11 protein-coding genes are annotated in these 15,089 nt (G+C 70.2%); 4 read left to right on the top strand and 7 right to left on the bottom strand.

Annotation, left to right across the window (positions count from 1 at the left end):
- Positions 1-58 precede the first annotated feature (58 nt).
- On the bottom strand, positions 59-697 hold the full coding sequence (kstR, locus tag ACZ7SW_RS33160) for a cholesterol catabolism transcriptional regulator KstR (protein WP_470234291.1): 639 nt from the start codon (positions 695-697) through the stop codon (positions 59-61).
- A gap of 158 nt (positions 698-855) precedes the next feature.
- Between kstR and ACZ7SW_RS33155 the strand changes: the two genes are divergently transcribed.
- Positions 856-2,856: an acyl-CoA dehydrogenase family protein gene (locus ACZ7SW_RS33155; RefSeq protein ID WP_470234290.1), complete on the top strand. Its 2,001-nt coding sequence runs from the start codon at positions 856-858 to the stop codon at positions 2,854-2,856.
- Between the two features lie 61 nt (positions 2,857-2,917).
- Here ACZ7SW_RS33155 and ACZ7SW_RS33150 read toward each other — a convergent pair whose 3' ends face one another.
- Positions 2,918-3,754: an LLM class F420-dependent oxidoreductase gene (locus ACZ7SW_RS33150; RefSeq protein WP_470234289.1), complete on the bottom strand. Its 837-nt coding sequence runs from the start codon at positions 3,752-3,754 to the stop codon at positions 2,918-2,920.
- A gap of 107 nt (positions 3,755-3,861) precedes the next feature.
- Between ACZ7SW_RS33150 and ACZ7SW_RS33145 the strand changes: the two genes are divergently transcribed.
- Positions 3,862-4,566, top strand: coding sequence for a class I SAM-dependent methyltransferase (locus ACZ7SW_RS33145; protein WP_470234288.1), 705 nt, complete (start codon positions 3,862-3,864; stop codon positions 4,564-4,566).
- A gap of 4 nt (positions 4,567-4,570) precedes the next feature.
- Here ACZ7SW_RS33145 and icmF read toward each other — a convergent pair whose 3' ends face one another.
- Entirely contained in the window at positions 4,571-7,840 is a 3,270-nt protein-coding gene (gene icmF, locus ACZ7SW_RS33140; RefSeq protein WP_470234287.1) for a fused isobutyryl-CoA mutase/GTPase IcmF, read from the bottom strand.
- Positions 7,841-7,950: 110 nt separating this feature from the next.
- Between icmF and ACZ7SW_RS33135 the strand changes: the two genes are divergently transcribed.
- Positions 7,951-8,259, top strand: a complete 309-nt coding sequence (locus ACZ7SW_RS33135) for a hypothetical protein (protein ID WP_470234286.1) — start codon at positions 7,951-7,953, stop codon at positions 8,257-8,259.
- The gene (locus tag ACZ7SW_RS33130) at positions 8,259-8,414 is read left to right on the top strand and encodes a dihydrofolate reductase family protein (protein ID WP_470234285.1); all 156 of its coding nucleotides are present in this window, start codon (positions 8,259-8,261) and stop codon (positions 8,412-8,414) included. The genes ACZ7SW_RS33135 and ACZ7SW_RS33130 overlap by 1 nt, the downstream gene beginning before the upstream one ends.
- Before the next feature lie 181 nt (positions 8,415-8,595).
- Here ACZ7SW_RS33130 and ACZ7SW_RS33125 read toward each other — a convergent pair whose 3' ends face one another.
- From ACZ7SW_RS33125 to ACZ7SW_RS33110, 4 genes are read right to left on the bottom strand one after another with little or no spacing between them, the layout of a single operon-like run.
- On the bottom strand, positions 8,596-9,210 hold the full coding sequence (locus ACZ7SW_RS33125; RefSeq protein ID WP_093574469.1) for a GTP-binding protein: 615 nt from the start codon (positions 9,208-9,210) through the stop codon (positions 8,596-8,598).
- Positions 9,191-9,961 (bottom strand): DUF742 domain-containing protein, encoded by a 771-nt coding sequence (locus tag ACZ7SW_RS33120; protein WP_470234284.1) that lies wholly within the window; start codon positions 9,959-9,961, stop codon positions 9,191-9,193. The genes ACZ7SW_RS33125 and ACZ7SW_RS33120 overlap by 20 nt, the downstream gene beginning before the upstream one ends.
- 7 nt (positions 9,962-9,968) lie before the next feature.
- Positions 9,969-10,421 (bottom strand): roadblock/LC7 domain-containing protein, encoded by a 453-nt coding sequence (locus ACZ7SW_RS33115; protein WP_037809909.1) that lies wholly within the window; start codon positions 10,419-10,421, stop codon positions 9,969-9,971.
- On the bottom strand, positions 10,418-14,905 hold the full coding sequence (locus ACZ7SW_RS33110; protein WP_470234283.1) for a sensor histidine kinase: 4,488 nt from the start codon (positions 14,903-14,905) through the stop codon (positions 10,418-10,420). Before ACZ7SW_RS33110 ends, ACZ7SW_RS33115 begins: the two co-directional genes overlap by 4 nt.
- Positions 14,906-15,089 lie beyond the last annotated feature (184 nt).

Raw genomic sequence — 15,089 nt, 5'->3', positions numbered from 1 at the left:
GGGCTGTGAGGGGAACCCTGAGGGAATCAGAGTCTGTGAGGGTTCCCCTCACCTACGGTTACTTGTCCAGGAGCAGGTGCACGGAGAGTTCCAGGCGGCTTGCCACGTCTGCCGCGGAGGCTCGGCGGGTTACCCAGGCGACCAGGTTCGCCATCCATACGTCGGCTACTACGTGGAAGATGTCGCGGTCCGCTTCGGTCGGGTCGTCGATGCCCATCGCGCTCGCGAACATGTCTTCCATCAGCCTGCCGACCAGTTCGACCTCGGCGGCTGCGGACGTGTCGGCGAACATGAACGCGCGCACCATCGCCTCGGTGAGGTGCGGATCGCGCTGCATCAGGCGGGTGTTGCGGCCCAGTACGAACATCAAGCGCTCGGCGGGGGTTTCCCCGGGGATCGCGCTGCGCTGGATCTTCTCGTGCGCGGCTTCGAACTGCTGCGCCAGACCCGACACGAGCAGGTGAATCTTCGACGGGAAATACCGGTACAGCGTGCCCAGCGCGACGCCGGCCTTCTCGGCGACCGCGCGCATCTGCACCGCGTCGTAGCCGCCCTTGGAGGCCAGCGAGAGAGTCGCGTCGATAATGCGGCGGCGGCGGTCCCGCTGAGCCGCGGAGCCCAGTTCCTCGCCCATCGCGCCGAGGCCGTTCGCCCGCGTTTTCGTCGCCGGCGTTTTCGCCTTCCCCGGCATCGCCATTCCCCTCTGTCGTCGCTCAAACAGTCTTGCGGAACTCGTTCCAGTTTCCGGCTTAGCGTACCTGCCCTGGAGAAAGGTTCAACTCTCGACTGCCTGGCGGAAAAACTGTAACACGTTCTACACTCGCTAGTAGCTCTGTACCCGCGAGGAGGAGACCGATGCCGGTCGCGCTCACCGAGGAACAAACCGCGCTCGCTGCCGCCGTGCAAGCCTGGGCAGCGGCACACGATCCGGTCGCCGCTGTGCGTGCGGCCGAAACCACTGGCGCCAGCATGCCGGACGGGTTCGCGGCGCGCGGCCTCACCGGCGTCGCGTTGCCTGCGTCGGTGAACGGCGCGGACGGGACTGTCGCGGATCTCGCGGCCGGGCTCGCCGCCGCGGCGGAAGCGCTGGTGCCGGGGCCGTTGCTGAGCACCGCGCTGGCCGGGCTCCTGCTCGCCGAGCAGGCGAAGGAACTCGCCGCCGAGATCGCCGACGGGACTGTTCAGGTCGCGGTGCAACTGGACGAATCGGCGACCGTCCCTGGCGCGGACGCTGGTTCGTGGTTGCTCGCACCTCGGGGCGATCAGTACGTCCTGGTACCGCCCGGGGCAGCGGTGGAACCGTTGGCTCCCTTCGACTTTTCCCGGTCGCTGGGGCGCGTCAAGTCCGAACTGCCGGGCGAGGTCCTCGACCTGCCGGACGTCCGCGATCTCGCGGCAACGCTCGCGGTCGCGGAGGCAGCGGGCGTCGCGCGCTGGTGCCTGACGACGGCCGTCGAGTACGCCAAGGTCCGCGAACAGTTCGGACAGGTGATCGGCGCTTTCCAGGCAGTGAAACACCTGTGCGCGGAGATGCTGTGCCGCACCGAAGCCGCCGAAGCGCTGGCCTGGGACGCGGCTTCGTCGGTCGGCGATCCGCTGGCCGTCGCGAGCGCGGCGGCGGTGGCGCTGGACGCTGCGGTCGAGAACGCGAAGGACTGCATCCAGGTACTCGGCGGAATCGGGTTCACCTGGGAGCACGAGGCGCACCTGTACCTGCGGCGCGCGCTGGCGTTGCGGCAGTGGCTCGGCGGTTCGCAACGGTGGCGGAAGCGGGCCGCGGACCTGGCGTTGGCCGGGCAGCGGCGGACGCTCGGGGTGAACGTCGGCGAGGACGCCGAAGTGACCCGGCTGGTCGCGGAAATCGCTGCCCTACCTGAAGAAAACCGGCGCACTGCGCTCGCGGACTCGGGTTTGCTGGCCCCGCACTGGCCCCAGCCGTACGGCAGGGGCGCGGACGCGGCGACGCAACTGCGGATCGACGCCGCGCTGACGGCGGCGGACGTCCGGCGGCCGGACTTGGTGATCGGCGGCTGGGCGGTCCCGACGATTCTCGCGCACGGCACCGACGACCAGCGCGAACGCTTCGCCGGACCGACGCTGCGCGGCGAAGTGACGTGGTGTCAGCTGTTCTCCGAGCCAGGCGCCGGCTCGGATCTCGCGTCGCTGCGCACCGTGGCGCGCCGGACCGACGGTGGCTGGCTGCTGACCGGGCAGAAGGTGTGGACGTCACTCGCGCACGAGGCGGATTGGGCGATCTGCCTCGCGCGCACCGACCCGGATGTGCCGAAGCACAAGGGAATTACGTACTTTCTGGTCAACATGCGCGCCGACGGAATCACCACGCGGCCGCTGCGCGAGATCACCGGGCGGAGCGTGTTCAACGAGGTCTTCCTGGACGACGTGTTCGTTCCGGACGCTGACGTCGTCGGCGAACCCGGCGCGGGCTGGAAGCTGGCGCGCACGACGCTCGCGAACGAACGCGTCGCACTGGGCCGCGGCTCGGCGGTGGGCGAGAACGTGGAAGCACTGCTGGAATCGGCTCCGGAAGACGTGGATCGCGACCGGCTCGGCGCACTGATCGGACAAGGCAGCGCGTGTTCGGTGCTCGATCTGCGAGCGACACTGCGGCGGCTGGACGGGCTCGGACCGGGTGCCGAATCATCGGTGGCGAAGCTGCTCGGGGTCCGGCATCGGCAGGAAACGGCGGAGTTCGCGCTCGATCTCGCCCCTGAGCTGGTGGCGGAAACCCCGGCAGCGCAAGAGTTTCTGCTCACGCGCTGCCTGTCGATCGCGGGCGGCACCACGCAAGTCCTGCTGTCCGCCGCCGCGGAACGCGTGCTCGGCCTGCCACGCTGATGAAGTCCGTGAGGGGAACCCTGAGGGAATCTGATTCCCTCAGGGTTCCCCTCACGGACAGCTACTCAGCCCGGAAAGCGGCGGCGAGGCGGGCGTATTCGTCCAGCAGCGCCAGCGTTTCCGCTTCCGGCAGCGTCGGCAGCATGAAGCCGTACCGGTCCAGTCCGGCGTCGGCGTACTGCTTGATCGCGTCCGCGTCGGCCGGTCCGCCGAACAGCGTCGAGGGCATGTCCGCGCGCCCGGCTTCAGCGAGCTGCCAGCGAACGCGGCGCACCTCGTCCGGCGTCACCGCGGGGTTCGGGATCCAGCCGTCGCCGTGCTCGATCAGCCGCTTCAGCGTCGCGTCGCTCGCGCCGCCGACCAGGATCGGCGGATGCGGCGTCTGCACCGGCTTCGGCCACGCGAAGATCGGGTCGAAGTCGATGTGCTTGCCGTGGAACTCCGCCTGCTCCTGCGTCCAGATCGCCTTCAACGCGGCGATCTGCTCGTTCAGCAGCGCGCCCCGGGTCTTCGGATCGGTGCCGTGGTTGACCATTTCCTCCCGGTTCCAGCCGGCCCCGACGCCGAAGGAGAACCGGCCGCGCGACACCAGGTCGAGGGAGGCCACCTCCTTCGCGGTGTGGATGATGTCGCGCTGGATCAGCAGCACGACACCGGTGCCCAGCACCAGGTCCGAGGTGTTCACCGCGGCGGCGGTCAGCGCCACGAACGGGTCGAGCGTGCGGTAGTAGACCCGCGGCAGCTCGCCCCCGCTGGGGTACGGCGTTTCGCGGCTCGCCGGGATGTGCGAGTGCTCCGCGAGGAAGAGGGACGCGAAGCCGCGCTCCTCCGCCGCCTCGCCCAGCACGTCGGGCCGGATGCCTTCGTCGGTCACGAACGTCGAGATGCCGAAATCCATGCCTTCTTCTACTCCGAGAATCGGGCAGGTATTCCCGCGGGCTGTTGACAGATCACCGGCCCCGTCCGCTAGCGTTAAATCATCACCCGTTGAATAGGAGGCCCCGGATGGACGTGACGGACGTCGACTTCGAGGAGATGTACCAGGGCAAGACCCCGATCGGGGAGAAGGTTCCGTGGGACATCGCGGGCCCGCAGCCCGCGGTGGTCGCGCTCGAAGCGGACGGCGGATTCCACGGCGACGTGCTCGACATCGGTTGCGGCCTCGGCGAAAACGCGATGTACCTCGCGTCTCGCGGGCACCGGGTGACCGGTCTCGACGGCGCGCCGTCCGCACTCGCACGGGCTCGCGAGACGGCCGCGAAGCGAGGCCTGGACCTCACCTTCGACCAGGCGGACGCAACCCGCCTCGAGGGGTACGAAGGCCGCTTCGACGCGGTCCTGGACAGCGCGCTCTACCACTGTCTCGACGAAGAACAGCGGCACGCGTACGTGGCGGCCCTCCTGCGCGCGACCAAGCCCGGCGCGCAGCTGAACGTGTTCTGTTTCTCCGACGCGGTGCCGGCGAATTTCCCGGTGCCGTACCGGATTACCGAGCAGAACCTGCGCGAAACGGTCGGCAACGGCTGGACGATCACCGTGCTCGAACCGGCCGTCTACACCACCGCGATGAGCCGCGAGGGCCTCATCGCCGCGGTCGCCGCCGTCTCGCAGGACGAAAAGCCGGACCCGACCGCGCTCGACGCGCTGGACGTCGACGAGCAGGGCCGGGTCCTCGTCCCGATGTGGCGGTTGGCCGCACGGCGCGCGTGAGGCGTCAGACGTTGCGCCGGTACTGGCCGCCGACCTCGAAGAACGCCTCGGTGATCTGACCGAGCGAGCACACCCGCGCGGCATCCATCAGCACGTCGAACAGGTTGCCGCCGCGGGTGGCCGCGTCGCGCAGCGCCTTGAGCGCCTGCTGGGCCTCCTCGCGGTGCCCCTGCTGGAAATCGGCGAGCCTGCGCAGCTGCGACTGCTTCTCGTCCTCGGTCGCGCGGGCCAGCTCCACCTCGACGTCGTCCTCCCCCGCCTTCGGGTTGCGGAAGGTGTTGACGCCGATGATCGGCAGCGAGCCGTCGTGCTTCTTGCGTTCGTACAGCAGCGATTCGTCCTGGATCCGGCCGCGCTGGTAGCCGGTCTCCATCGCGCCGAGCACGCCACCGCGTTCGGAGATCCGGTCGAACTCGGTGAGCACGGCCTCCTCGACCAGGTCGGTCAGCTCGTCGATCACGAACGAACCCTGCAGCGGGTTCTCGTTCTTCGACAGGCCCCACTCCTTGTTGATGATCATCTGGATGGCCATCGCGCGGCGCACCGAGGACTCCGAAGGCGTGGTGATCGCCTCGTCGAACGCGTTGGTGTGCAAGGAGTTCGCGTTGTCGTACAGCGCGCAGAGCGCCTGCAGCGTGGTGCGGATGTCGTTGAAGCTCATCTCCTGCGCGTGCAGCGACCGGCCGGAGGTCTGCACGTGGTACTTGAGCTTCTGCGAGCGGTCGTTCGCGCCGTAGCGCTCGCGCATCGCCACGGCCCAGATCCGCCGCGCGACCCGGCCGAGCACCGAGTACTCCGCGTCCATCCCGTTGGAGAAGAAGAACGACAGGTTCGGCGCGAAATCGTCGATGTCCATGCCGCGCGCCAGGTACGACTCCACGTAGGTGAACCCGTTGGCGAGCGTGAAGGCCAGCTGCGAGATCGGGTTCGCCCCGGCCTCGGCGATGTGGTAGCCGGAGATCGACACCGAGTAGAAGTTGCGCACCCCGTGCTGGATGAACCACTCCTGGATGTCGGCCATCATCCGGAGGCTGAACTCGGTGGAGAAGATGCAGGTGTTCTGGCCCTGGTCTTCCTTGAGGATGTCCGCCTGCACGGTGCCGCGGACGTTCTTCAGCGCCCACTCGCGCACTTCGGCGGCCTCGGCCTCGGACGGCTCGCGCCCGTGCTCCTCGCGGAACGCGGCGAACTTCTGGTCGATCGCGGTGTTGAGGAAGAACGCGAGGATCGTCGGCGCGGGGCCGTTGATCGTCATCGACACCGAGGTGTTCGGCGCGGTCAGGTCGAAACCGTCGTAGAGCGCCTTCATGTCGTCCAGCGTCGCGATGGAGACGCCGGAGGTGCCGACCTTGCCGTAGATGTCCGGGCGGGTGTCCGGGTCGTGGCCGTAGAGGGTGACCGAGTCGAACGCCGTGGACAGCCGCTTGGCCTCGGAATCGGCCGACAGCAGCTTGAACCGGCGATTGGTGCGGAACGCGTCGCCCTCGCCGGCGAACATCCGCGCCGGGTCCTCGCCCTCGCGCTTGAACGGGAACACGCCCGCGGTGTACGGGAAGTAGCCGGGCAGGTTTTCCCGGCGCAGGAAGGAAAGCAGCTCGCCGGACTCGGTGTAGCGCGGCAACGCCACGCGCGGGATCCGGTTGCCGGACAGGGTTTCCCGCCACAGCTGGGTGTGCAGCTCCTTGTCCCGGATCTTCACCACCAGCTCGTCCTGCCGGTATTCCGCGGCGAGCGCCCGGAACCGTTCGAGGAGCTTTGTCGACTCGCCGTCCACATCGGACTCCGCGGCGGCGAGCAGGCCGTCCAGCGCGTCGGTGTTCGCGTCCACTTCGGACAGCGCGGCCTTGGCCTCGGCCAGGTGCTCGTGCTTGCGGACCGCGGCGACCTGCTTCTCGGTCTGCTCGTGGTATCCGCGCACCGTCTCGGAAATGTCGGCGAGGTAACGCGCCCGGTTGCCCGGGATGATCGTGCTGGCGTCCGTCGAGACCTTGCCCGACACCGCGGGCAGCGTACCGGCCGACACCGACAGCCCGCGGTCGGCGAGCAGGTCGCGCAGGTGCTGGTACAGCGCGGTCACGCCGTCGTCGTTGAACTTCGCCGCGCTCGTGCCGTACACCGGCATTTCCTCGGGCGCGGAGCCGAACGCCTCGCGGTTGCGCACCATCTGGCGCGCGACGTCACGACGCGCGTCCTCGGCGCCGCGACGCTCGAACTTGTTGATCGCGACCACGTCGGCGAAGTCGAGCATGTCGATCTTCTCCAGCTGCGACGCGGCGCCGAACTCCGGCGTCATCACGTACAGCGACTCGTCCACGTAGTCGACGATGCCCGCGTCGCCCTGGCCGATCCCCGGCGTCTCCACGATCACCAGATCGAACCCGGCGGCCTTGCAGGCGAGGATCGACTCGCTCAGCCCGGCCGGAATCTCGCCGCTGGTCGTACGAGTGGCCAGCGAGCGGAAGTACACCGGCACTGTGCCATTGCCTCCAGGGCCGGCGGGCCCGTTGCCGAGGCAGTTCATCCGGATCCGGTCGCCGAGCAGCGCACCGCCGCCCTTGCGCCGCGACGGGTCCACCGCGAGCACCGCGATGCGCAGCTTGTCTTCCTGGTCGAGCCGGAAGCGGCGGATCAGCTCGTCGGTCAGCGACGACTTGCCGGACCCGCCGGTGCCGGTGATGCCCAGGACCGGCACGTGCTTCTGTCCAGCGGCCTCGGTGATCGCCGACAGCCATTCGGCGGGCAGGTTCTCGCGCTGCAGCTGGGTGATCACCCGCGCGAGCGCCGGCACGTCGCCGGAAAGCAGCTTCTCGACCGAGGCGGGCGGCTGCGCGGACAGGTCGCTGTCGCAGGCCTTGATCATCATGTTGATCATGCCCGGCAGGCCCATCTCGTAGCCGTCTTCCGGCGAGAAGATCCGCGTCACGCCGCGCGAATGCAGCAGGTCGATCTCCTCGCGCACGATGACGCCACCGCCGCCGCCGAACACCTTGATGTGCCCCGCGCCGCGCTCGTTCAGCAGCTCGACGAGGTAGCTGAAGTACTCGACGTGCCCGCCCTGGTAAGCGGAAATGGCGACGCCCTGGACGTCCTCGGCGATCGCGGCCGTGGCCACCTCGTCGACGGAGCGGTTGTGGCCGAGGTGCACCACCTCCGCGCCCTGGGACTGCAGGATCCGGCGCATGATGTTGATCGAGGCGTCGTGGCCGTCGAACAAGCTGGACGCCGTGACGAACCGGACCGGGTTCGCGGGACGGTACAGGTCGCTGCCGCTCATCCTCCCAATTTACTAGGACTTCCTACTATTGGAAACCCGAGCCCGAAGTGACCCAGCTCTCAGGGTCGCCCGTCCGCGGGTTTCCCCCTGCTCGGACGCGCCCTGGTCCAGTGAAAACTTCCGCGCCCGATGTCCAGCCCGAACTCTCGGACTACGCGAACGAACTGTCCACCCGCGCCGGAATGTTCGCCCACGGCCGCCGCGTATGGGAAATGATGTCGAGCTACTGGCCCGAGGCGGAGTCCATCTCAAACCACCCGCACGACCTGGCCTTCGCCCCGATCTGGCGAAAGAAGCCGAAACTGGTCTTCTCCCGCACCCTCGCCACGGCGGCCTGGAACACCCAAATCGCAACCGGCGACCTCACCGAAGAAGCCGCCAAACACAAAGCCGCCACCACACCGGCGACATCGTCCTGATGGGCGGCTACGCCCTAGCCGCAGAACTAGGCCGCCGCAACCTCATAGACGAATACCTGATCTGCATCCACCCAGTCGTCCTAGGCGGAGACAAACGCCCCTTCACCAACGCCACCGACCGCACGAACCTACTCCGGCACCGCTCCAAGCCCTAACCCCAAAACCCAGCCACAACGCGGGATCGCGTCGGCGTGCGGAGGGGCGGTGTGCTCGGCCCCCAGGCCGCGCACACCCCCCCTCCGCACACCGACTAAAGGCGATCCCGCCCGCGACGGCGAAGCCGGCGCCATCAAACACAGCTTGCCGCGCCGTGCAACCCGACCCGACCCGAGCTAACTACTGATGCGCCTTCGCAGCCCTAAGCGCGATCCACTGCCGCATCGCATACTCCACCAGCGTGATCAACGTCTGCTTCGTAGATTCCCGCTCCCGAGCGTCACACCGCACGATCGGAATGCTCGAATCAATGGACAGCGCCTCGCGCACATCATTGATGTCGTGTTCCAGCACTCCGTCAAACGTGTTGACCCCGACGATGTACGGCAGTCCGCGGTCCTCGAAGAAGTCGATCGGCGCGAACGAGTCCGCGAGCCGCCGGGTGTCCGCGAGCACGACCGCCCCGATCGCGCCCCGCACCAGGTCGTCCCACATGAACCAGAACCGCTGCTGGCCGGGCGTGCCGAACAGGTAGAGGATCAGGTCCGCGTCGAGCGAGACGCGGCCGAAGTCCATGGCGACCGTGGTGGTCGTCTTGTACGGGGTCTGGTCGAGGTTGTCGATGCCGCGGCTGGCGTCGGTCATCATCGCCTCGGTGGTGAGCGGAACGATTTCCGACACCGAACCCACGAAGGTCGTCTTGCCCGCTCCGAAGCCGCCCGCCACCACGATCTTCGCCGATGTCATGGTCGGGGGCGCGGTTTCCCGCGGTGCCTTAAAGCCGACGGAGTCCACTCAAAACCCTTTCCATCAACATCAAGTGTGCTTCGGCGCCGTCCTGGCCCGAGATCGTCCGGTGCACGGTGACGAGGCCGGCGTCGGCCGCGTCGCTGATCAGCACCCGTGCCACCCCCAGCGGCACCGACAGCACCGCGGCGATCTCCGCCACCGAACGCGGGGTCCGGCACGATTCCATGATCGAGATGCTCTCGATCTGTTCCGCCGCCGCCTGGGGGAAGCCCCCCGCGGCGACATGGTCTTTGGTGGAGATCAGAGTCTCCAGTTCGAGCGCGTAGTTCGCCCGGGTGCGCCCGCCGGTGAGAGCGTACGGGCGCACGATCGACGTCTCCTCGGCCGGGTCCACCCGATCGTGGCGCTCGGGACGGACGATCGCCGACGGCATCGAGAACTCGCCGCTCGGCGGTCCCGGGTCGAAGAGCCCGCCTGGTCTGGGGCCGTCGGAGTCCGTACTGCCCGGTGGAGAGACGAGAGAGGTCACACCATCTCCTTGGTCGGCCGGCGGCACAGGTGCCGGCGGCGGGTCCGCTGCCGCGTGCGCTCCCGCGGCGGGCGGCGCTGGGGACTGGGATTCCTTCGTTTCTTTGCCGCTCTTCTTCCGTTTTCTGCGCGAGCGGCCCGAATCAAGACTGAACCCGTTGAGGACGTCGGCGAACGTGCCGTCGTCCCCGGCGGCGGGCTCCTCCCCGCGCGGGGGTTCGCCGCCGGTACCGGGCTCATCGCCGAACAATCCGGACCCCTGGCTCATCGCGCCATCATCCCACCGGTTCGCCGATCAGCGAGCCCCCGGCTCCCTGCAGCTGCGCGCGCAGCTCGGGGGTCAGGATCTGGCCGACGCGGTCGACGAGCATGGTCATCTCGTAGGCGACCTGCCCGATGTCGCAGTTGGGCGCGGCGAGGATCGCCAGGCAGGATCCGTCGCTGATGGACATCAGCACCATGATGCCGAGTTCCATCTCGACGACGGTCTCGCGCACCGAGCCAGCCTCGAAGCACCGGGCGGCGCCCTGGGTGAGGCTGACGAGCCCGGACGCCACGGCGGCGAGCTGGTCGGCGCGGTCGAGCGGCAGCCGGTTGGAGGCCGTCAGCAGGAGACCGTCGGCCGACACGACGACCGCGTGCGCGACGCCCGGGACGCGGTCGGCGAAGTCGTTCACCAGCCAGCCGAACTGGTTCTGCTGCGGCTGGGCCGCATTCGGCGAGGTCATTCACCCTCCAATGTTTCGTGGTTCGTCTCAGCGGCCTGCGCGGTGCGGTGCCTGCCGCGCTGGATCCCCTGCTGGAAACTGCTCAGGCGACCGCGCACGTCGTGCGCGTCGCGGGACGGACGGGGGCTCGCCGACCCGGCGGGCGGCGGTGCGCTGCCGGGAAGAAGCTGTTCGCCCCGGCGGCGCCGGGGCAATCCTGCCGAAGTGAAGGAAGCGGGCGTCGACTGGGACACCGACTGGACTGTCCGCCACCCTTCGTCGGAACCGAAGTTCCACTCAGCGGTAGCTTCGGCAGGTTCTGGGGCGGGGATCGCCGGACCGTCGGAGCCGGCTGGCCCAGACGGCACAGACGGCGCCTGCGGGGCGTCCTGCCCCGCGGAGGACTGCCGCGACGGAGCCTGTCCCGGCACCAGCGGCTGACCCCACAACCCGGTCTTGGCCGGTGCCGCGGCCTGGCCCGGCGCTCCGGACTGGCTCGGCGACGCGGTCTGTCCCGTTGTCGCGGCCTGGCCCGACGTTCCAAACTGGCCCGACGTTCCAGACTGACTCGGCGACGCGGACTGGCCCGGCGTTCCGGACTGGTTCGGCGACGCGGTCGGCCCAGGCGTTCCGGTCTGGCCCGGGAGGCTCTGGCCCGGAACCCGGGTCTGGCCCAGTCCCCCGGCCAGCCCCTGCGCCGGAGCCGGAGCCGGAGCCTGGTCCGCCGTCGTGCCGGACTGCGCCGCGTTCTCCGTCGGCCGGTTCGGCGCGGCGGCCGGAGACTGCGTGGCGCTGCGCCACGTCGTCAACGGCGAAGCCTTGCCGGGCACCGGGTTCTCCGCGGGCTTGCCCCACAGCGACGTCTGCTCCGTGCCCTGCGCTGAGACAGGCGCAGCCGGTCCGTTCGCGGAAGGACTGTCCGTCTTCTCCGGCGCCGCGGTCTGGCCGTTCGCCGAAGCCTGGGCCGCCTGCGACGCGGGAGTCTGTCCCGTTCCGGAGACCGCGGCCTCGAGCCCGGCCACTGCCGCCGGGACCTGGTTCGGATCGGCGGTCGGCGGAACGGGCGGGAGGCTGCTCGCGCCCTTGCGACGGGTCGGCAGGTTGTCCGGCTTGTCCGGGCGGACCGTCCGGTTCGGTTGCGGCGCGGGCAGTTCCGTGCGCGCGGCGGCCGACTGGCGCGGCCATCCGCCGTTCGGGTCGAACGCCGGAGGCACGGCGGGGACGGGAGCCGTCTCGTCCGGCGAGTCCGCGTCCGCGGGCCGTCCGCCGAACCCGGCGGGGGCGTCCGTCGCGCCGGACTCGGGCTGGCCGCCGAACGAAGCGGCCGAACCCGGGGTGCGCTGCGGCATCCCGCCGGGACGGTTCTGGTCCGCGGGAACGCCGAACGCGCCCGCGACCGTCTGCCGCCGCCGGATCGCCGCGTCGTGGGCGCGAGCCCGCTCCGGCGACGTCGTGGCGCTCGAGGTGTCCGAAGTGTCCACCGTGCCCGCAGCACCGGAATCCGGAGTGCTGCCAGTGGTTTCCGGCTCGGCGGGCGTCCCGCGGACCTCCTGGCGACCGCGCGTGACGCCGCGCTGGAAGCTGTTCAGCCGTCCCCGCACGTCCGCCGGGTCGCGGACCGGGAGGTCCGAGGAACCCGAGAGGCCAGAGAGACCACTGCCCTGCGTTTCAGCCGAGGGAGCCGACGGCTCCGGCGTGGCGCTGCCCGGCATGAGCTGTTCGCCGCGGCGGCGCCGGGGCAGGCCCGACTTGGTGAACGCGGTCGGCTCCACTTGGGACAGTGCCTGCACTGTCCGCCAGTTTTCGTCGCTCGCGAAATCCCAGTTGCGCTGCTGCTGTTCCTCGTCCGCTTCCTGCTCGGCGGCGGCCTTGCCCGACGCCGACGACGCCGAGGACGTAGCCGACGCCGACGAACCAGCCGGGGCGGCGGGCGGAGGCTGTGCGGGCGAACGGAACCAGGCCGACAGCATCTCGTCGAAGATCGGCGTGTTCTCGATCGTCGTCTCGGCCGCGGACGGCGGCGGGACCTCCGGCACCTGCTGCGCGGCCTGGTTCCACCAGTCGCTCAGCGTCGTCGCGTTGGCCGCGGAGAAGAGGTCCTTGCCCGAGGGCAGTTCGCCGTCGCGCTCGTCGCGGGTTTCCGCGTCCGGTTCCGGTTCGGGCTCCGGGCGCGGCGGCGGGACGTCGACGATCTGCGGCAGCTTCGGCGCGGGCGGCGGCGGGGCGGGCGTGTCGTCGTCGCGCGGGATCGGGCTGAACAGCGCGGTGCCGGACACCTCGAGGTCCGACGGCGGACGCGCGACCTTGTCCCCGGAGAAGCCCGCGAGGTCGCCCGCCGACGGCCAGCGCTGGGTTTCCTCGGAGTTGTTGCCCTGCTGCGGAACGAGGCCCGGCACGGCCGACCCGTTGGCCGGGCGCTGGCGGCGGGGCAGCCCGCCCGGCGCGACGGGCGGGGCGGCGAGGCTCGCCTGGGGACCGGGCAGCTGGCCGGGTTCCGACCGGTCGCCCGGCACGGTGGCCAGCCCGGTCATCACCAGCTCCGGCGGAACCACCACGGTGGCCCGCACGCCGACGATGTCCTTGCCGCCGTGCAGCGAAACGCCGATGCGGTGGCGGCCGGCGAGGCGGCCGACCACGAACAGGCCCATCCGGCGCGAGGTCGCGAGGTCGACCGAGCCCGAGTCGGTGAGCCGGCCGTTGGCCTCCACCACCTCGTACTCGTTCATGCCGATGCCCTTGTCGAGGATGTCGACGTTGAGCGAACCGTCCTCGGCGAGCCGCGTCGCGACCGTCACCTGGGTCTCCGGCGCGGAGAACGCGGTCGCGTTGTCCAGCAGCTCCGCGATGAGCCGCTGGACGTCGCTCGCGGCGAACCCGACGATCTTCACCGCGGGCGGGTGCTGCACGGAAACCCGTTGGTACTGCTCGATTTCCGACACCGCGGCGCGCAGCACGTCGTGCGTGGCGACCGGCTGGCCGGAACGACGGCCCGGCTCGGCCCCGGAGAGGACCATCAGGTTCTCGTTGTTGCGCCGCATCCGGGTGGCGAGGTGGTCGAGCTGGAACAGCGTGGCGAGCTGGTCGGCGTCCTCCTCGTCGCGCTCCAGCCGCTCGATCAGCTGCAGCTGGCGCTGCACGAGGCTCTGGCTGCGGCGCGACAGGTTGACGAACACGCTGGAGTAGCCGGCACGCATCGCGGCCTGCTCGGTCGCGAGCCGCAGCGCCTGGCTGTGCACCTTCTCGAACGCCCGCGCGACCTCGCCGACCTCGTCCTGCACCTGGAGCGGCACCGGCTCGACCTCGACGCTCTGCGCGCGGCCCTCCTGGATGTTGCGGACCGCCTCGGGCAGGTCCTTCTCCGCGACGTCCAGCGCGCTGCGGCGCAGGATCTTCAGCGAGCGCAGCAGCTGGCGGGCGATGACGAACACGACCGCGGCGGCGGCGGCGAGCGCCGCGAACAGCAGCACGGCCAGCAGACCGGCGCTGCTGCCGGCGTCCTCGACCAGCTGGGACGACGCGGCGGTGAGGTCGTTGCTGATCCGGCCCGAGACCTCGCTCAGCTGCGAGACCACCGCGCTCGAGGACTTGTTCCACTCCTGCGGCGAGATCCGCTTGAGCGCGTCGTCGGTGGAGACGCCCTGCCCGCCCAGCACGGTGCCGAGCATCCGCTTGCGGTCGTAGGACGTGTCCGGCTTGATCGTGCTCTCGAAGTCCAGGCGCTGCGGCGCGGTGGCGGCGGCGTTGAAGTCGGCGACGCGGTCGTCGAAACGCAGTTCCGCGTCGCGCACGTCGCTCAGCTGCTGCGGGGTGAGCGTGCCGGCGGAGATGCCGTAGCCGACCAGGGACTGGGTGACCGACACCTGTTCTTTGGCGGCTTCGAGGTCGTGCAGCGCGCTCGGGGTGCTGCCGAGCGCGTCGGCGCTCGCGCCCGCCGACACCGCGGTGTCGGCGCCGATCAGCGCGCTGGTGACGGCGTTGTAGTCGCCGACGGCCTCGGCCGCGTTCAGCAGGCCGGCCCCGACCTGCTGGCGGATCACCGCGATCTCGTTGACCTGCGCGGTCGCCGAGTTCACCGCGCCGGACACGCTCGAGCCGTCGGCGCCGACCCGGGCGGCCGCCTCGGTGAACGGCGCGACCGCCGCGTCGGTGGCCGCGCGGGCGGCCTTCAGTTCGGGGGTGACGCCCGAGGTGCCCGCGATGAGCTGGGCGGCGGTCTGGGTGCGTTCGCGCTGCAGCCCGTCGGTGAGCGCGCGCAGCTGGGTGCTCAGCCCGACGAGGCGGTCGATGCGCTGGTAGTCGCTCGATCGCGAGACCTGGCCCGCGATCGCGGTGATGCCGAGGACGAGCGCGAGCACGATGGGGACGATCGTGACCGCGGACAGCTTGACCGGCAGGCTCCAGTCCCGCCAGCGCAACGCCGCCCGCCAGCCCGACGACGAGCGCGGCCGCTTGGGCGGGCGGCCGAGCAGCTTCTCCACAGGCACTTGGCCTTCTCCTACGGTCACGAAAGTGACTCCCTGTCCGGCGTCGTGGCGGCCCGTCGGCGGTTCCCGCGGCTCTCCGCGCTCCCGGCGCGCAACGCGCTCCCGGCGCGGAATCCCGCGGTCCGCATGCCCGCGCGTCCGACCGGGGGCGGACCCGACCTCGCTGATCCGGCACCGGTCCGGGAGGCGATCGGCTTCCCGGGAC

Source organism: Amycolatopsis sp. NPDC114484 (assembly GCF_055633755.1).
The sequence above is the reverse complement of the archived record's forward strand: the minus strand, read 5'-3'. Positions and strand labels throughout refer to the sequence as shown.